Below are 17,924 nucleotides of genomic sequence, written 5' to 3'. Positions count from 1 at the left end.
AGGCCCCTGCCCGTCGTCGCAGCTGCGACGACGCAGCACTTAGCCAACCAGTTCGAGACCGGAGAAGAAGTAGGCGATTTCTTCTGCTGCGGTTTCCGGTGCGTCGGAGCCGTGCACGGAGTTCTCACCCACGGATTCTGCGAACTCGGCACGGATGGTGCCGGGAGCTGCGTCAGCGGGGTTGGTTGCACCCATGATTTCGCGGTTCTTTGCGATGGCGCCTTCGCCTTCGAGAACCTGAACCACAACCGGAGCGGAGGACATGAATTCGCACAGTTCGTCATAGAAGGGACGCTCGGCGTGCACGGCGTAGAATTTACCGGCCTGTGCCTTGGTCATGTGGATGCGCTTCTGAGCGACGATGCGCAGGCCTGCTTCTTCGAACTTGGCGTTGATTGCGCCAGTCAGGTTGCGGCGGGTTGCATCGGGCTTGATGATCGAAAAGGTGCGTTCCAGTGCCATCGGGCGATCTCCTTGAGAAATACTAAGGTCGATTAGGTGTCACGGCGTCCGAAACCAGGGTGCCGCAACGATCTGGCGCCGCCTAGCACGACAGCCCGCCCTTGGGAAGAGCCTTGTGCGCACTGCAGCACCGAAAGCCCGATGAAGATCACCCATGCGCGGGTTCCAGCGGATCCTGCAGGTCTACAACCAACACATAGAGTGCCGACACAAGCGCCAGCACACTTGCGCTCAACATGATGCCGAGCACTGCAAACGGCGCGGTTTCGGGTTCAACGGCCACACCGGTGACAGCCGTGAGGAGTGCGCCCAGCGCCACGCTTAGCGCCCCCGAAAGCCCTGCGGCACTGCCGGCAAGCTCGGGGCGTACCGACATCAGCCCGGCACTGGCATTTGCGATCGTCAGCCCGTTGCCAAAGCCCACGCAGATGGCGGACCCAAAGAACACCAGTTCGCTCCCCTGCCCCATGAAGAACAGCGCAAGACCCACCGCCGGCCCAAGACAGGCCACCCCCCGGCCGATCAGGATAAGCGTCAGCAAACGCAGGCGCTGTGCCAGCTGGCCGGTGACAAAATTGCCAACCATGAAGCCGCAGGTGATAATCCCGATCCCAAGGCCCACCATGGCCGGGCTCAGATCAAACCACGCCGCCGCGACCATCGGCGCCCCGGTCACAAAGGAATAGAACCCGCCGATAGAGAAGGCGACGCAGGCCGAATACCCCCAGAAGCGGCGCGAGCTGAACAAACGCGGATAAAGCCGCATCTGCGCGCGAAAGGTCGCCGCGCGCTTGGTGTTGGTCTCTCCCATGTCGCCCCAGGTGAGCCAGAGCACCAGCAACCCAAGCCCGGAATAGAGCCAGAACCCTGCGCGCCAGCCAAACGCCATATCAAGCGCGCCCCCAATCATCGGCCCTGTCATCGGCGCCAGCGCCATGATCATGCTCATGTAGCCGAGTTTGCTGGCCGCCTCGCTTGGTGGGTACATGTCGCGGATCACGGCACGTGCAATCACCTGCCCGCTGATGATCGCGCCCTGCAGCAAGCGAAAGCCGAGAAACACCCAGATGTTGCTGGCCAGCGCGCAGCCCACGGAGGCGAGCACAAAGAGCGCGCAGCACAGGAGCATCACCCTCCGGCGCCCGTAGAGATCGGACATCGGCCCCATAATGAGCTGCAGCCCCGCGGAAATCGTCAGATAGCCGGCAATCGCAAGGTTCGCGAGCCCGTAGTCCACGCCGAACTCCTGTGCGATGCCGGGCAGAGAGGGCAGGAACATATTGAGCGAGAGCACCGACAACGCGGTGCCAAAGACCAATGTCATCAACATCGGCGGGGTCTGAGCTGGGCGCAGCATGGGACACTCCGTTCTCTTGGCCCTCTGCGGCATCCGCACGTAGCGCAAGCCTTGAGTACTGCATGTGTTAAACAACGCCCTCGGGTCAGACACAAGGGGCGCAACTCCGCGCATTCGCGCGCCGCCCCCTCATGAAAGCCGCGTGATCTCGACCTTCAGGACACCCGCGTTATTGCCGTACATCTGCCAGGCGTCATTCGCAAAAAGATAGAGATAGCCACTCTGCCGCACGATCATGGCGGCCTCTTCTCCGAGGCGGTGATATTCATGATCGGCAATCTCATCGCCGCTGCCCTCATGAACCTGCCCATTGGCAATCGACCCAATCAACGCAAACCAGGGCGCAGCTTCGACACGACGCGAAAACGCCACGTCTGCGGTGGCAAAGCCTTTGCGTTTGCGAATGATCCGGCGCAACGCCTCCGGCAGCGCCGCCAGCGCATAGCCGATCTTGCCAAGGGAAAGCCCGCGACGTACGCCATTTGCCGTGGCCTCGATTGCCGCGTCCTGCCAGCTCCCACGCGCCACGACCCGGTAACAGCCGCCACGTTCCAGATAGATCCCCGTGGTGTTCCAACGCTTGCGTGCCGCGGCGATGGTCGTCGCGCTCTGCCCTTTCAGCAGCACATTGGTAGGCCAATAGGTCGTCTCGCCCGGGGGTGGCATGCGCTGGCGCTGCAGCACCGAGGCGTCAAAACAGGTGCGACTGGTCCAGTCAAAGACCTCCGCGCCGGCAGCCGACACCTCTGGCACAGCGCGCGGGCGGGTTGGACGCAGGCGGAACCACCCCAGATAGGATGTATGGCGCCGCCCGTAGGCATCCGGGCGCAGATGGCCGGGCGCGATCTCGCGCAGCGCCAACCCCTGCGCCTGTGCTTCGCGCAGCATCCAGTCAAGCGTCAGGTCGCCGAGGCCGCTGTCCTCGTAGCTGCCGCCGACATCGGCGTGGACGCCGGGAAACCAGCGCTGCTCCACATCCTGCCCCGCAGCCCAGCGTGTCCAAAGGGTCGGAGTAAAATCCTTGCGCCGCTCGTCCATCGCCAGCGCGTGGCGGGCGCAGGCCACATTGGCCCCAAGCGTCGTGTTGCTGAACTCGTGCCGCAGCAGATCGCCCAGAAGCAGCCGCAAGACGCCCTTGTCGTCCGGGATGCCCAGCGCGCCAACCGTGTCCCAGACCCCGATAAAGCGAAATCCGACCTCGGCGCGATCGGAGTGGAACCTCACGGCAGCGGGGCGTGTGTCCGGGGACGTGGTGCCGCCCGCATCGCCTTGGGCTTTGCGCGCGGCATAGCTGCGCATCAACCGCTTCACCACATCCCAGGGTTCTACATAGGGCGACAGATGCGCCGGTCGCAGATCGGCCAGTCCAACCGAAGAGACCATGCCCGCAAGGCTGCGCACCGTGTAAGCGCCCCGGCTGAACCCAAAGAGAAAGATCTCATCGCCGGGTTCATAGGTCTCGGCGAGGAATTTATAGGCGCTCATGATGTCATCTTCGAGCTTCAGCCCAATGGCGCCTCCCAACAGACGACGAAACAGCCCCCCGGAGGTGCCGACCCCGCGCCGGTAGTAGGTGATCTGAGCAATCTCAACCCCCGCGCCGCTACCAGTTTTGGCAATCAAAGAGTGAAGCTTGGCCACATTGGTAGGCGTGCGCACGCCGCCCCGGTGCTGATCCGGGGTGTTCCAGGTACCATCACAGCAAATGACCAGTCGTCGCATCACTCATTCCTCAAAAAACGCATTTTCCGCAAACTCGCGCCCTTCAGTCCCGCCACGGGGGAGCGCGCCTCAAATATCCCCGAGCCTAACACGCGCGCGCGGATCGCCAAGGCGGGAATACCCGCCCCATGGCGCGCAAGACATCCGGGCTGACAAAGGACCTGCAAAGATAGGATAGTGATTGACCCTCTCGATGCCTTTCGACATGAGAGACGCCATGCTCAGGATCGAAAACATCACTTATTCCGTCGAAGGCCGCCCCCTTATGGAGGAGGCCTCTGCCAGCATTCCAACCGGTCACAAGGTTGGCGTTGTCGGACGCAATGGCACCGGCAAGTCCACGCTGTTCCGCCTGATCCGGGGCGAACTGGCGCTGGAAGGCGGAACAATCACCCTGCCCTCCAAGGCGCGGATTGGCGGCGTTGCGCAGGAAGTGCCCTCCTCGGAGGTGTCGCTGATCGACACGGTGCTGGCCGCAGATACCGAACGTGCCGCGCTGATGGCGGAGGCCGACACCGCAACGGATGGCACCCGGATCGCCGAGATCCAGACCCGTCTGGTGGATATTGATGCATGGTCTGCTGAGGCCCGCGCCGCTTCGATCCTCAAGGGGCTTGGCTTTGACGATCAGGATCAGCTGCGTCCCTGTTCTGACTTTTCGGGCGGCTGGCGCATGCGGGTGGCCCTTGCAGCGGTCCTGTTTGCGCAGCCCGACCTGCTGCTCCTCGATGAGCCGACGAACTACCTCGATCTCGAAGGTGCGCTCTGGCTTGAAAGCTATATCGCGCGCTATCCGCACACGGTTCTGATCGTCTCCCACGACCGCGGGCTTCTCAATCGCGCGGTGAGCGCCATCCTGCATCTCGAGGATCGCAAGCTCACGCTCTATCAGGGGCCTTACGACACTTTTGCCGAGACCCGCGCCGCCCGCATCGCCGTGGCGCAGTCCGAAGCGCAGAAACAGGAAAACCGCCGCGCGCATCTTCAGAGCTTTGTGGATCGCTTCCGCGCCAAGGCCTCCAAGGCCAAGCAGGCCCAATCGCGCCTGAAAATGATCGAGAAGATGAAGCCGATCTCGACCCCGCAAGAAGCAGCGCTGCGTGCCTTCAGCTTTCCCGAACCTGAGGAGATGTCGCCGCCGATCATCCAGATCGAAGGCGGGATCACCGGCTACGGTGATGTGGAGATCTTGCGGCGTCTGAACCTGCGGATTGATCAGGACGACCGGATCGCGCTGCTGGGCAAGAACGGTCAGGGCAAATCCACGCTCTCCAAGCTGCTCTCGGACCGGCTGCCTTTGATGGCGGGCAAAATGGTGCGCTCTTCAAAGCTCAGGATCGGCTATTTTGCGCAGCATCAGGTGGATGAGCTTTATATCAATGAGACCCCGCTGGACCATCTGCGCCGCCTGCGCCCTGACGAGCCGCCCGCAAAATGGCGCGCGCGCCTTGCAGGCTTTGGCCTGGGCGCCCAGCAGGCAGAAGTAGAGGTAAAGCGTCTGTCGGGAGGGCAGAAGGCCCGCCTGAGCCTCCTGCTTGCGACCCTTGATGCGCCGCATATGCTGATCCTCGACGAGCCGACGAACCACCTCGACATCGAAAGCCGCGAAGCATTGGTCGAGGCACTGACCGCCTATAGCGGCGCGGTCATCCTTGTGAGCCATGACATGCATCTTCTGAGCATGGTGGCCGATCGTCTGTGGCTGGTCTCGGAGGGAACCGTCAAACCCTATGACGGCGATCTCGACAGCTATCGCGAGATGCTTCTGGCGCGCGACAAACCCGCCGCCAAGGCCGCAACTGTGGCTGCAAGTGCAGCCGAGAAACGCACTGAGAAACCCAAACGCGCCAGTCGCGATCAGCTCCTTGCGCTGCGCTCGGAAGTGCGAAAATCCGAGGCGCGGGTGGAAAAACTCAGCGAAATGCGCGAAAAACTGGATGCCAAGCTCGCGGACCCTGCCCTCTATGAAAGTGGCAAACAGGCCGACATCGAAGTTTGGCAGAAAAAGCATGCCGAGTGCATCGAGGCCTTGGAGCGCGCGGAAGCGATCTGGATGGACGCGCTGGAAAAACTGGAGCTAGCAGAAACCTCATGATTGATACCGCGTTTCTGATTACCTCTTTTGTGACGCTATTTGTGATCATCGACCCGATTGGATTGATGCCGGTGTTCCTGGCCCTGACCCAAGGCATGACCAGCAAGCAGCGCCGCGCCATTGCCATTCGCGCCTCGATCACCGGTATTGGCATCCTTGCGGTTTTTGCGCTCTTTGGCGAAAGCGTTCTGGGCTTTATCGGCATCTCCATGCCGGCATTCCGTGTGGCGGGTGGTATCCTGTTGTTCCTAACCGCGCTCGACATGCTCTTTGAACGCCGCACGGCCCGTCGTCAGCACCAGGGCGACGAGATTGCGCCCGAGGATGACCCTTCGGTCTTTCCAATGGCGATTCCGCTGATCGCGGGGCCCGGCTCCATTGCGACAGTGATCCTTCTGACCGGGCAGCACCCCGGTATCGAAGGGTTTGCCTCGGTCATGGCCATCGTTGTTGCGGTCATCGCATTGATGCTTGGGATGTTTTCCATCTCCGGCGCACTGGAACGCCTGCTCGGCCCCGTGGGCATCAATGTCGCGACACGCCTTTTGGGGATGCTTCTCGCGGCACTCTCTGTGCAATTTGTCCTCGACGGGCTGAGCGCTTTTGGTTTTGCCAGCTAGACAGAGCCGCCGCCCGCACCTACCTCCTTGTGACGGAGGATGTTGATCCATGAATTCAGACGATATTGGCCAGCTGATCTATCTGGTGCTGCTGCTTCTGGTGGTGGGCTCCTGGGTCTTTGTGCAAAACCGCCAGAGCCTTGGAAAAACCGCACAACAACTCATGATCTGGGCCCTGATCTTTCTGGGCGTGATTGCGGCCTATGGGCTTTGGGATGACATCCGAACAACGGTGGTGCCACAGCAGGCAGTTCTTTCGGACGACGGCCAGATCCGCGTCCCCCGTGCCCGCGATGGTCACTATTACCTCACTTTGCAGGTCAATGATCAGCCGGTTCAATTCCTGGTCGATACCGGTGCCAGCGATATGGTGCTCAATGCCGACACCGCTGAGCGCCTCGGGATCGATCCCAGTGCGCTGAGCTACTTTGGACGCGCCATGACGGCAAATGGCGAAGTACGCACCGCGCGCGTGACTCTCGATACCGTTGCCTTGGGGCCGATCACGGATCGCGATGTGTCGGCCTGGGTCAACGAGGGCGCGTTGGCGCAGTCTCTCCTGGGAATGGGATATCTTCAGCGGTTCTCGGGGTTTGAAATTCGCAACAATGAACTGATCCTGACCCGTTGAGAACGCGCCTTGGGGCGCGTGCCTCCGGCGGGGATATTTTGGGTTAGAAGAAGCAAAACCTGCTGCACAGACGCCGCGCGCCGCTGCAGCAGGCCTTCTCCTAACGCGGCCATCGGCTTCCCAGCCTGTACCGCACATATATCAGGACAGATCTCGGTTAACGAAATCCTTCGGCGCCGCGGATCTTGCGTTCTTCTAACGCCAAGTATCCCGGGGTGAATTGGCCGCAGGCCAAGAGGGGCAGCGCCCCTCAGCCTCCGCTTTCAGCCTTTTTTTCCCAGCGACCGCTTTCCTCGGACCAATACTGTGCCAAGCAACCTGCCGCAGTGAGGTTTTTCCATTGCCCGCGCGCATGCTGCACGGCCTCGGGGTCTGTGCCATCAAAGAGGATGCAGACCCGCTCCAGCGCGTCCACCTCGTCTGGCTGCACCTCAGCACCATCCACGGACATCACGCAATCGGCGCCATTAGCAGCCTCCGACGCAGTGGTGAGCAGGATCGGTTGCAGCGCATCATGAGGGCCGCCTGCAATGCCGTGGGGCAGAAAGGACGCATCCCCCGCAAGCCAAAGCGTATCATCGAGCCACGCCAGCCGCTCGGGATCGCGGCCGCGCACGGCAATTCGCCAGCCCGCGCCGCGCGCCTTGTCAAGAAGCACGGGAAGCGTTTCCTGCAAGGGCTTGCGCGTCAGATGGTAGAAGTAGGCGGCCCCCATTGCGCGTTACTCGGCCTCGAACTGATCTTGCACCAGACGGTTGAGTGCCATCACCCCCCAGCCGGTCGCCCCTTTGGGCGCATAGTCCGTTGCCGCCTTGACCGAGGCCACACCTGCAATATCGAGATGAATCCAGGGCGTGCCTTCCTTGATGAAACGCTGGAGGAACTGCGCCGCAGTGATTGACCCCGCCGGACGACCACCAACGTTTTTCATATCCGCCACATTGGATTTCAACTGATCGTCATAGGCTTGACCGAGCGGTAGGCGCCAAGCCCCTTCTCCTTCGGCGTCGGCGGCTTTGAGGAAGGCTCCACAGAGCGCATCGTCATTTGAGAAGACACCTGCGTTTTCATGGCCAAGGCCAATGATGATTGCGCCTGTCAGAGTCGCCAGATCGATCACCCCGGCGGGCTTGAAACGCTCTTGCGCGTACCAGAGCACATCACAGAGCACCAGTCGCCCTTCGGCATCGGTATTGATGATCTCGACGGTATCGCCCTTCATGGATTTAACCACGTCACCGGGGCGGATGGCGGTGCTTGAGGGCATGTTCTCAACAAGCCCCACAAGTCCCACCACATTGGCTCTGGCCTTGCGCAGCGCAAGCGTGCGCATTGTGCCAGCAACAACGCCGGCCCCGCCCATATCCATGGTCATGTCTTCCATGCCCGCGGCGGGTTTCAACGAGATGCCACCAGTGTCAAAGACCACGCCCTTCCCGACCAAGGCCAGAGGCGCGGCCTCTTTATCATCGGCGCCGTTCCATTTCATCACGACCACTTTGGACGGGCTGGCAGACCCCTGCCCCACGCAGAGCAGCGTGCGCATGCCAAGCTTTTCGAGTTCGGCTTCCTCAAGGACTTCGACCTCGAGACCAAGCTCGGTCATCTCTTCGAGGCGGTTGGCAAACTCGGTTGTGGTGAGGATGTTTGCAGGCTCGCTGACCAGATCACGGGTCATATGCACGCCCTCGGCCACCGCAAGGAGCGGCGCAAAGGCAGCCTCCATCTCTTCGGGCTTGTTGTGACCGATCGTGATGGTGCCCGCCTTTTCGGTCTCGGCGGATTTATGTGCATCAAAGCTGTAGCTGCGCAGCGCGAGACCCAGCGCCAGATCCGCGGCGCGCGCCATGTTCCCCGCCTTCACAACCAGCGGCTTGCGCCCTTTTGCCTCGGCAAGTTTCGCCCCGGCCTTGCGGGCCTCGATCGGCGTGAGGCGACGCGGCAAGACAACGACATGCAGCGCCTCGACCGCAAGACCGGCCGGCCAGGCCAGCGTAATCACCTGCCCGGTCTTGGCTTTGGCAAAGGCCTCGGAGGCGATCAGTCGGGCAAGCGCGCCCTTGGTCAGCCGATTGGCACTGCGGGCGGCCTGATCCATTGTGCCCTCGGGCGTGACCACCACAGCCAGATGACCTTCGACATCGGCCAGGGATTTGGGATCAAAGGCGGAAAAACGGATCGGGGTGAGCGCGCTCATTCGGGTCTCCTGTGGTTGATCTGCTCGTGTCGCCGTTCAGACATCGCGGCGATCGTCCCCTAACAGGTAGCGGCTGGTGGTCCCGAATACCAGTGCGGCAGCACGTCAATTGCAATCCTTGCCCATCCGACATCTGGCGCGGAAGATTGCAGTTTTCCCCTTCGCACAATTCCTCTAAGGTCCGGCGAACAATTCGATCGCAAGATCTATGGGGGGATCGAGTGTCACGCTACGACAGATATGTGCTGTCGCAATATCTTTTGTTCTTTGGCTTTTTTGCCTTGATTCTGGTGGCCGTGTTCTGGATCAACCGGGCCGTAAGCCTGTTTGACTGGCTCATTGGCGATGGCCAAAGCGTTCTCGCGTTCCTCGAGATCTCTGCGCTGAGCCTGCCGAACCTTGTGCGCATGGTGCTCCCGCTGGCCGCGTTTGCGGCGACGGTCTGGGTCACCAACCGGCTGAACTCTGAGAGCGAATTGACGGTATTGCGCGCAACCGGCTCAAGCCCGTGGCAACTGGCCCGACCGGCCATGGTCTTTGGGCTGTTGAGCGCTGCGATGATGTCAGCCCTGAGCCTGTTTCTCTTGCCGGCCTCGCTTGCGCAAATGCAGTTTCGCGAGGCGGAACTCTCGCGCAGCGTCAGCGCCAAGCTGTTGAATGCCGGGAGTTTCCTCCACCCAAGCGAGGGCATCACGTTTTTCATCGGCTCGATTGAGCCGGATGGAACGTTGCAGAATGTATTCCTTACAGATCAGCGCGACCCCTCTGTGGAAATCACATACACCAGTGATCGCGCCTATCTGGTGCGTGAAGACGACGAAGCCCACCTGATCCTCGTGGACGGGCTCGCGCAGCGCAAAGAGGCCCATAACGATCGTCTTTCGACCACGGCGTTCTCGGATTTTTCATACCCGCTTGGGGATCTTTCGCCCGCACGCGCTGCAGGCGCGCGCCCGCTGCGCAATATTCCCACGCTTGATCTGCTGCGCGAACGCGCAAGCATCACCGAAGAGGAAGGCCATAGCGCCGGGGCTCAGGCCGAAGAGTTGCACCTGCGTTTTGCGCGGGCGGCGGTGACCTTTGCGGTGGTGATGATCGGGGTCTCGACCCTGTTGATGGGGGGCTTCAGTCGCTTTGGGATCTGGAAACAGGTGCTTGGGGCCTTTGTGCTATTGATCCTGATCGAAGGCATGCGGGGGGTCGTCGCCGACCCGGTACGGGAAAATGCGGCGATGTGGCCGCTCATCTACCTGCCTGCGACGTTGGGCGTGATGATTTCGGTTCTGTTTCTGCATCTGGCGACGCGGCCGCAGGCCCTGATGCGGCTCACGAGGCGCAAGACGCAGGAGACAGACGCATGATCCTTGATCTCTATTATGCCCGCCGCTTCTTGCAATGGTTCATGGTGATCGCCGCCGTCCTCATGAGTCTGGTGATGCTGATCGACCTCAGCGAACAATTCCGCCGCTTTGACGCGCAAGACCTGCGGTTTGGGCAGTTGTTGGAGCTGACACTGCTCAATGCGCCCGCAGCCTTTAGCGAGTTCCTGCCGCTCATCATGATCCTGACCACGATTGTGCTTTTTGTCGGCATGGCACGCAGCAGCGAGCTGGTGGTCACACGCGCGATCGGGCGCTCGGGGATCCGGGCCCTCGTGCCGCCAGTGGTGGTGGCGCTGGTGCTGGGGGGGCTTGCGGTCAGCACGCTCAATCCCATCGTCGCGGCGACCACAAACCGGTTTGAGACCCTCTCGGAAAGCTACCGCCAGACCGGTGGCCCCGCCGCAGTTTCGCTGAGCGGAGAAGGCCTTTGGCTGCGTCAGGGGGGACAGAACGGACAGTCGGTTATTCACGCTGCCAACTACCGGGGCGATGCCGAGAACCTCTATCTCTACGATGTTTCGATCCTGACCTACGCGCCCGATGGCGGCCCAACGCGGCGGACCGTTGCCGCCGAAGCGCGCCTTGAAGGCGATGATTGGGTGCTGCGCGATGCAAAAGTCTGGCAGCTGATCCTTGGTGTGAACCCCGAACGCAGCGCCAAACGCTATGACGAGCTGCGCCTGCCCACCACGCTCACCAATGAGCGTATTCGCGACACGCTTGGCTATGCGGAGGGGATTTCGATTTATGACCTGCCCCAGACGATCCAGTCTCTCTCCGAGGCCGGGTTTTCAACCACCCGTTTCCAGGTCTGGCTGCAAGTCGAACTGGCACGCCCCCTGTTTCTGGTGGCAATGGTGCTGGTGGGCGCTGCCTTTACCATGCGCCACACCCGCCTTGGCGGGACTGGCGTTGCCGTGCTGACCTCGGTTCTCCTGGGGTTTGCGCTTTACTTTGTCCATAATTTCGCGCGGATATTGGGCGAAAACGGGCAGATTCCGATCTTGCTGGCCGCCTGGGCGCCGCCGGTGGCCTCGATACTATTGACGATGGGATTGCTCCTGCATGCCGAAGACGGTTGAATTGAAGAAACGGCGGCGAGGCGCGCTGCTGCGGACGGTGGTACCCCTGTGGTTGGCGCTTGCGGCAGCGCCCGCCCTGGCGCAAAACGCGACCTCTGCACAGGAAACCCCAGCCCCGGCGATGCTGGTGGCGGACCGGGTATTTGTATCCCCCGACCGCAAGCTGGTAGCCGAAGGAAATGTCGAGGCATTTCAGGGCGATATCCGCCTTCAGGCGCGGCGCATCTCTTATGATCGCCAAACCGGCATCCTTCAGATGGAGGGGCCGATCCGCATAGACCAGAGCGGCTCGATCACGGTACTCGCCAATGCCGCCGAGCTGGACAGTGAATTGCGCAATGGCATCCTGCGTGGGGCGCGGATGGTCTTTGATCAGCAGGTGCAGCTCGCAGCCCTGCAGATGACCCGCGTCGAGGGGCGCTATTCGCAGCTCTACAAGACCGCCGTGACCTCTTGCCATGTTTGCGAAGATGGCAGCCCCCCGCTCTGGCAGATCCGCGCCGAGCGCATCACCCATGATCAGGCTGAGCGCCAGCTCTATCTGGAGGGTGCGCAGCTGATGGTGAAAGATGTTCCGGTCTTTTACTTTCCCGCACTGCGCCTGCCAGACCCAACACTCGAGCGGGCTGATGGCTTTCTGGTGCCCTCTCTCTCCAGTTCCTCGACGCTTGGCGTAGGGGTGAAGATCCCCTATTTCAAAACAATCGGCCCGCACAGAGACCTCACCATCACGCCCTACCTGTCCGAGAAGACCAGAACGCTCGACCTGCGCTACCGTCAGGCCTTTCGCAACGGCCAGATCGAGATCACCGGCGCCTTCAGCCGCGATGACATTCAGCCTGATGATGGCCGGGGCTACCTCAGCCTGCGCGGCGCCTTCGACATCCCGCGAGACTTCAAGCTGAGCTTTGATCTGAACACTGTCTCGGATGACGGATACTACGCTGACTATGACATCTCTGACACCGACCGCATTCGCTCCGAAATCTCGCTGATCCGGGTGCGGCGCGACCAGCTGATCGAAGGCAAGATCTCCAACTACAAAACCCTGCGCGACGCCGAGAACCAGGACTTCATTCCCTCGACCATCGTGACCGGCACCTTCGAGCAGCGCCTCTTTCCCAAGGCCGTTGGCGGCGAGCTCCGTCTGCGGCTCAACGCCTCGCAATTCAGACGCGAATCCTCGCTTGATGCCACCCTCACAGATGCCAACGGGCGCGACATGAGCCGGGTTTCCGCCGATGCCACCTGGCTGCGCAGCTGGATTTTGCCCTGGGGGATTGAATCGGTCTGGACCGCCGGGATCGGGATCGACAGTTTTGCGCTGTCAGATGATGCAGCCTTTGACAATGATGCCACCCGCGTCACGCCCAAGGCGGCGCTGACCCTGCGCCGCCCGATGACACGCCAGACCGCATCAGGGGCGGTTCAGGTGCTCGAGCCCATCGTGCAGCTTGGCTGGACCCATGTGAATGGCGACGACACCCCGAATGAGGCCAGCAATATCTCCGAGTTCGATCAGGGCAACCTGATGGCGCTCTCGCGGTTCCCCGAATCCGACGTGCGCGAGGATGGCGAGACGTTTGTTTACGGCGTGAACTTTGCGCATTTCGACACCTCCGGCTGGTTTGCAACAGGTACCATTGCGCAGATCCACCGCGATCAAGCGCAATCGGGCTTTACCTCCTCCTCGGGGCTGGATGGCCGCAACTCCAACGTCTTGGTGGCGGGGCAGCTGGGCCTGCGCAACGACCTGACGCTGACCGCCCGCACCCTCTTTGACGAGGAGTGGTCGGTGACCAAGGCAGAGTTTCGCGGCGATCTGGAACGTGACCGGGTCAGTCTTGCAGGGAGCTATCTTTGGTTGCAGGCCGACGCGAGCGAGAACCGCACGGAAGAAACCTCGGAACTCTGGTTCGATGGCACCTATGACTTGAACCAGACATGGCGCGCGGGCGCCAACATGCGCTACGACATTACCGATGGGCGCGCGACCCGTGCAGGTCTTGGCCTCACCTACAGCAATGAATGCGTGACACTCGACCTATCGCTCAGCCGTCGCTATACCTCGACGACAAGTGTTGAGCCATCAACGGATTTCGGATTTACACTGTCGCTCAACGGCTTTTCCGTCAAAAGCGGCAACACAACAAGCAGGCGATCATGCAGCAAAACCTAACCTTCCGCCAGATTTCGCTGGCCCTGATCAACTGGACCCGTCGCGCGAGCTACGCAGCAGGTCTGGCGCTTGCCATTGCCGCGGCTGCCCCGGCGGATCTTCAGGCACAGGGGCTGTTCTCGCCCGCGATCACCGTCAACGAGGATGTGATCACCACCTATGAACTGGAGCAACGTGCCCTTTTCCTGAGCGTTCTAGGCTCGGTGCAGGGCGATCCGTTTGAAACCGCTCGCGATGATCTGATCGAGGATCGGCTCAAGCGTCAGGTCATGAAAGACGTGGGCCTGACCCTCAGTGAAGAAGAAGTCACCGAAGGCATGCGCGAGCTTGCGCAGCGTGCCAATCTGACGCTCGAGGAGTTTCTCGCCAGCCTGAACCAGGCCGGTGTCGCCCCGGAAACCGTGCGTGATTTCACCACAGCAGGTCTTGGCTGGCGCGAGTATGTCCGCGGCCGGTTCCTGTCGCAGGCCCGCCCCTCCGAAGCCGAAATTGATCGTGCCATGGGCACCGCTGGCTCCGGCAGCGTTCAGGTGCTGCTGTCTGAAATCATCCTTCCCCTCACGCAAGAAAACGCCGCACAGGTTCAGGATCTTGCGATCCAGATCTCCGAACTGACCCGCGCCGAGGCCTTCGCCGCCTCCGCGGCACAATTCTCTGCCGCCGACAGCCGCACTGACGGCGGACGCCTGCCGTGGATGTCGCTCTCTCGCCTGCCTCCGCAGCTGCAAGAAGTGGTCCTCGGGCTGGAACCCGGCGAGATCACCCAGCCCTTGCCCATGCAGGGTGCCATCGCGATCTTCCGCATGCGTGGTCTACGCGAGGTGGACGGGCGCAGCGCGACCTACGCCGCGATTGATTACGCCACCTACCGCATCCCCGGTGGGCGCAGCCCCGAGGCGCTTGCGCGCGCCACTGAAATCCGCGACGAGATCGACACCTGCGATGACCTCTATGGCATCAACAAAGGGCAAGACCCCGATCGTCTGTTCCGCGGCAGCGAGGCCCCCGGTGCAATCCCACAGGATATCGCGCTGGAACTCTCTCGCTTCGACGAGAATGAATCCTCCGCGACGCTGACCCGTGACAACGGCCAGACGCTTCTGTTTGTGATGCTCTGCGGCCGCACCAGCGAAGTTGTCGCCTCGCAGGAAAACGCCCGTGTCGCTGTGGCCAACGCTCTTGTGCAACAGCGCCTGAATGAACTCGCCGAGGCCCATGTCGAACAGCTGAAGGCCAACGCCCGGATCGATTTCCAATGACAGGCGCGCCGCAGGTCATTGCTCTCTCCTGCGGCGAACCTGCCGGGATCGGCCCGGAAATCGCTGTCGCCGCATGGGATCAACTGCGCGCGGACTGCCCCTTCGTCTGGATCGGCGATCCGCGTCACCTGCCCTCATCCCACCCTTGGCAACCCGTCTCTGCCCCCGCAGAGGCGTTGCAAGTCAGCGCAGATGCGCTGCCGGTATGGCCCTTGGAATTTGCCGGAAACACCACCAAGGGCGAGGCCGACCCGCAAAACGCATCAGGTGTGATCCAATCGATCAAGACCGGTGTGGAGCTTGTAACTTCGGGCAAGGCCGCAGCGCTCTGCACGGCTCCGATCCACAAAAAAGCGCTGATTGATGGCGCCGGCTTTGCCTATCCCGGCCACACCGAGTTCCTCGCAGCCCTTGGAGGGGTCGACCATGTGGTGATGATGCTGGCCAGCGCCGCTCTTCGGGTGGTGCCAGCCACCATCCACATTCCGCTGAGCGCCGTGCCCGAAGTGCTGACACCAGACCACCTGCGCCGCGTCATCACCCTTACAGACCGTGGCCTGCGCGACCAGTTCGGTCTCACCGCCCCGCGCATCGCCGTCACTGGCCTCAACCCGCATGCAGGCGAAGGCGGGGCCATGGGCCAGGAAGAAGGTGACTGGATCGAAGCACTGATCCGCGAGATGCAGACCGAAGGCTACCGGCTCACCGGTCCCCATCCGGCAGACACATTGTTTCACGCCGCCGCCCGCGCGCGCTATGACGCGGCCATCGCGATGTATCACGATCAGGCGCTCATCCCGATCAAGACGCTCGACTTCGACAAGGGCGTCAATGTCACCCTTGGCCTGCCCTTCATCCGCACATCCCCCGATCACGGCACCGCGTTCGACATCGCTGGCAAAGGTCTTGCCAATCCCTCCAGCCTCATCGAAGCCCTGCGTCTGGCGCAAACCATGGCCAAGACCCGCCAGCCCTGATCTCTTCTTCTAACCCCAAATATCCCGGGGTGTTTGAGGGGCAGCGCCCCTCATCCCAAGTCAAACCTGCGCGCAGGGAAGCCCCTGCGCACCTTTCGGATGCAAATCCCGCTTTCCAGATGCCCGCGCGCGCCTTATGAAGCTCCCTCATGAGCGCTATCGACAATCTCCCCCCGCTGCGCGAGGTCATCGCGACCCACCAGCTCTCGGCCCGCAAATCGCTGGGTCAGAACTTTCTTCTTGATCTGAACCTGACCGCCAAGATCGCGCGTCAGGCGGGTGATCTCACAGGCTGCGACGTCTTGGAGATCGGCCCTGGCCCCGGCGGCCTCACACGCGGGCTTCTCAGCGAAGGCGCGCGCAAGATCCTCGCCATCGAAAAAGACCAGCGCTGCCTGCCCGCCCTGGAGGACATCGCCGCCGCCTATCCGGGGCGCCTCGAGGTCATCAACGGGGACGCGCTGGAGATTGACCCGCTGGCGCATCTGACGCCGCCGATCCGCGTCGCCGCCAACCTGCCTTACAATGTCGGCACCGAACTTCTGGTGCGGTGGCTCACCCCAAAAGAGTGGCCCCCGTTCTGGCAGAGCCTCACTTTGATGTTCCAGCGCGAAGTGGCCGAGCGCATCGTTGCGCAACCTGGCTCCAAAGCCTACGGGCGGCTGGCAATCCTTGCGCAGTGGCGTGCCGAGGCCAGGATCGCCCTCTCGCTGCCCCCAGGCGCCTTTACGCCACCGCCAAAGGTCTCGAGCGCCGTGGTCCATCTGACGGCCCTGCCAGAGCCCCGCTACCCAGCCGATGCCGCGATCCTGAGCCGCGTGGTTGCCGCCGCTTTCAATCAGCGTCGCAAGATGCTGCGCGCCTCTCTCAAAGGCGTCTCTCCCCAGATCGAAGACCACTTGAACGCCGCGGGCATTCCGCCAACCGAACGCGCCGAGCAGGTCAGCGTTGAGGACTTCTGCGCCCTTGCCCGTAGTTTGGAGAAGGGCTGATCCAGCGCACTCTTACGGCCCGCCCCGACCATTGCGCCGGACATGAAAAAACCCCCGCAGCGCCTGCTGTGGGGGTTTTGTCTGATCTGGATTGATCCCGGCTTATTCCGCCGCTTCCTGCGGCTCGTCCGGATTGGGCTTTGGCTTGGGCTTGGCGCGGCTGCGCTTGGGCTTCGCCTCTGCCTCTGGTTTCGCCTCGCCGTTTTCGCCCTCTTTGGGTGCGGCAGGCTTGCGGCTGCGCGGCTTGCGAGCGGGGGCTTTCTTGGCGGGCGTAGCCTCGCCCTCAGAGGTTTTCCCTTCGGGGGTCTCTACAAGTCCGCTGTCGTCTTGTGCTTCCTGGACCGGGGCCTCACGCGGGTCAGCGATCTCGGGCTGCGGGCCATCTCCTGCTGCGGCCTCGGCGGCTTCGCGCTCCTGACGTTCCAGACGCTCTGCACGTTCACGATCGCGTTCGGCCTGGCGTTCGCGGTTCTGGCGCTCCTGCTCCTCACGCTTGGCTTCGATCTCGCGCTGTGCCTCATTCAGCATGCGCAGGTAATGCTCCGCGTGCTGCTGGAAATTCTCGGTCGCAACACGGTCATTGCCAAGTTGCGCGTCGCGGGCAAGCTGGTTGTATTTGTCGATGATTTGTTGCGGCGTTCCGCGAACCTTGCCCTCGGGTCCCGAGCTGTCGAACACGCGGTTGACAACATTGGCCCCATTTGGACGATTACGGTTCGACTTTGAACGCGAACGTGATTTTGACGATCTCATATGCCTAACGTCAGCCTTGGTTCTAATTGTCGAAGACCGCGTACCGCGCTTCCTGCGCATGGGCCTGCGAACGTTTTTGGGCTTGGCGTCGCCGAGAGGTTGACTAACGTCCTCTTGCAACAGCGACATCTTGAGTAACCACGTTCCTTTGTCACAAACAAGGGGGCACGGGGAGTTTTTTGGCTCTTTTTGTCAAAATTGAGCGCTATTGACGCG

General features: G+C 61.8%; 15 protein-coding genes. 9 read left to right on the top strand and 6 right to left on the bottom strand.

Annotated features, from left to right (window positions below; genetic code table 11):
• Positions 1–39: 39 nt before the first annotated feature.
• From ndk to TM1040_RS09110, 3 genes are all read right to left on the bottom strand, one after another.
• Positions 40–462 carry a nucleoside-diphosphate kinase gene (ndk, locus tag TM1040_RS09120; protein WP_011538300.1) on the bottom strand — a complete coding sequence of 141 codons (423 nt, stop codon included), beginning with the start codon at positions 460–462 and terminating at the stop codon, positions 40–42.
• A 148-nt stretch (positions 463–610) separates the two neighbouring features.
• Positions 611–1,819 (bottom strand): multidrug effflux MFS transporter, encoded by a 1,209-nt coding sequence (locus TM1040_RS09115; protein WP_011538299.1) that lies wholly within the window; start codon positions 1,817–1,819, stop codon positions 611–613.
• A 129-nt stretch (positions 1,820–1,948) separates the two neighbouring features.
• Positions 1,949–3,541 (bottom strand): DUF2235 domain-containing protein, encoded by a 1,593-nt coding sequence (locus TM1040_RS09110; RefSeq protein ID WP_011538298.1) that lies wholly within the window; start codon positions 3,539–3,541, stop codon positions 1,949–1,951.
• A 217-nt stretch (positions 3,542–3,758) separates the two neighbouring features.
• On the opposite strand from TM1040_RS09110, the gene TM1040_RS09105 reads away from it, so the two are divergent.
• The 3 genes from TM1040_RS09105 to TM1040_RS09095 are packed head-to-tail and all read left to right on the top strand — an operon-like array spanning position 3,759 to position 6,887.
• The gene (locus tag TM1040_RS09105; RefSeq protein WP_044026710.1) at positions 3,759–5,636 is read left to right on the top strand and encodes an ABC-F family ATP-binding cassette domain-containing protein; all 1,878 of its coding nucleotides are present in this window, start codon (positions 3,759–3,761) and stop codon (positions 5,634–5,636) included.
• A complete protein-coding gene (locus tag TM1040_RS09100) occupies positions 5,633–6,256 on the top strand; it encodes a MarC family protein (protein WP_011538296.1) in 624 nt (207 codons plus the stop codon). Before TM1040_RS09105 ends, TM1040_RS09100 begins: the two co-directional genes overlap by 4 nt.
• A 49-nt stretch (positions 6,257–6,305) precedes the next feature.
• Positions 6,306–6,887 carry a retropepsin-like aspartic protease family protein gene (locus TM1040_RS09095; RefSeq protein WP_011538295.1) on the top strand — a complete coding sequence of 194 codons (582 nt, stop codon included), beginning with the start codon at positions 6,306–6,308 and terminating at the stop codon, positions 6,885–6,887.
• Positions 6,888–7,137: 250 nt separating this feature from the next.
• On the opposite strand, the gene TM1040_RS09090 is transcribed toward TM1040_RS09095, so the two are convergent.
• Both TM1040_RS09090 and TM1040_RS09085 read right to left on the bottom strand, forming a co-directional pair.
• Positions 7,138–7,602 (bottom strand): DNA polymerase III subunit chi, encoded by a 465-nt coding sequence (locus TM1040_RS09090; RefSeq protein ID WP_011538294.1) that lies wholly within the window; start codon positions 7,600–7,602, stop codon positions 7,138–7,140.
• Positions 7,603–7,608: 6 nt separating this feature from the next.
• Entirely contained in the window at positions 7,609–9,084 is a 1,476-nt protein-coding gene (locus tag TM1040_RS09085; RefSeq protein ID WP_011538293.1) for a leucyl aminopeptidase, read from the bottom strand.
• A gap of 221 nt (positions 9,085–9,305) precedes the next feature.
• On the opposite strand from TM1040_RS09085, the gene lptF reads away from it, so the two are divergent.
• The 6 genes from lptF to rsmA all read left to right on the top strand — a co-directional run bounded on the left by lptF (position 9,306) and on the right by rsmA (position 16,955).
• Positions 9,306–10,445, top strand: a complete 1,140-nt coding sequence (gene lptF, locus TM1040_RS09080) for an LPS export ABC transporter permease LptF (RefSeq protein ID WP_011538292.1) — start codon at positions 9,306–9,308, stop codon at positions 10,443–10,445.
• On the top strand, positions 10,442–11,548 hold the full coding sequence (gene lptG / locus TM1040_RS09075; protein WP_011538291.1) for an LPS export ABC transporter permease LptG: 1,107 nt from the start codon (positions 10,442–10,444) through the stop codon (positions 11,546–11,548). The genes lptF and lptG overlap by 4 nt, the downstream gene beginning before the upstream one ends.
• A complete protein-coding gene (locus TM1040_RS09070; RefSeq protein WP_011538290.1) occupies positions 11,532–13,727 on the top strand; it encodes an LPS-assembly protein LptD in 2,196 nt (731 codons plus the stop codon). Before lptG ends, TM1040_RS09070 begins: the two co-directional genes overlap by 17 nt.
• Positions 13,712–14,986 carry a peptidylprolyl isomerase gene (locus TM1040_RS09065; RefSeq protein ID WP_011538289.1) on the top strand — a complete coding sequence of 425 codons (1,275 nt, stop codon included), beginning with the start codon at positions 13,712–13,714 and terminating at the stop codon, positions 14,984–14,986. The genes TM1040_RS09070 and TM1040_RS09065 overlap by 16 nt, the downstream gene beginning before the upstream one ends.
• Positions 14,983–15,963 (top strand): 4-hydroxythreonine-4-phosphate dehydrogenase PdxA, encoded by a 981-nt coding sequence (pdxA, locus tag TM1040_RS09060; RefSeq protein WP_011538288.1) that lies wholly within the window; start codon positions 14,983–14,985, stop codon positions 15,961–15,963. Before TM1040_RS09065 ends, pdxA begins: the two co-directional genes overlap by 4 nt.
• A gap of 149 nt (positions 15,964–16,112) precedes the next feature.
• Positions 16,113–16,955 carry a 16S rRNA (adenine(1518)-N(6)/adenine(1519)-N(6))-dimethyltransferase RsmA gene (rsmA, locus tag TM1040_RS09055; RefSeq protein ID WP_011538287.1) on the top strand — a complete coding sequence of 281 codons (843 nt, stop codon included), beginning with the start codon at positions 16,113–16,115 and terminating at the stop codon, positions 16,953–16,955.
• A 102-nt stretch (positions 16,956–17,057) separates the two neighbouring features.
• Here the strand turns inward: rsmA and TM1040_RS09050 are convergent, their stop codons facing one another.
• Positions 17,058–17,708 (bottom strand): DUF4167 domain-containing protein, encoded by a 651-nt coding sequence (locus tag TM1040_RS09050; RefSeq protein ID WP_044026709.1) that lies wholly within the window; start codon positions 17,706–17,708, stop codon positions 17,058–17,060.
• Positions 17,709–17,924: the final 216 nt, after the last annotated feature.

The sequence above is a fragment of the Ruegeria sp. TM1040 genome (assembly GCF_000014065.1).
GTDB lineage: Bacteria > Pseudomonadota > Alphaproteobacteria > Rhodobacterales > Rhodobacteraceae > Epibacterium.
This window is presented reverse-complemented; position numbering and strand designations above follow the sequence as displayed.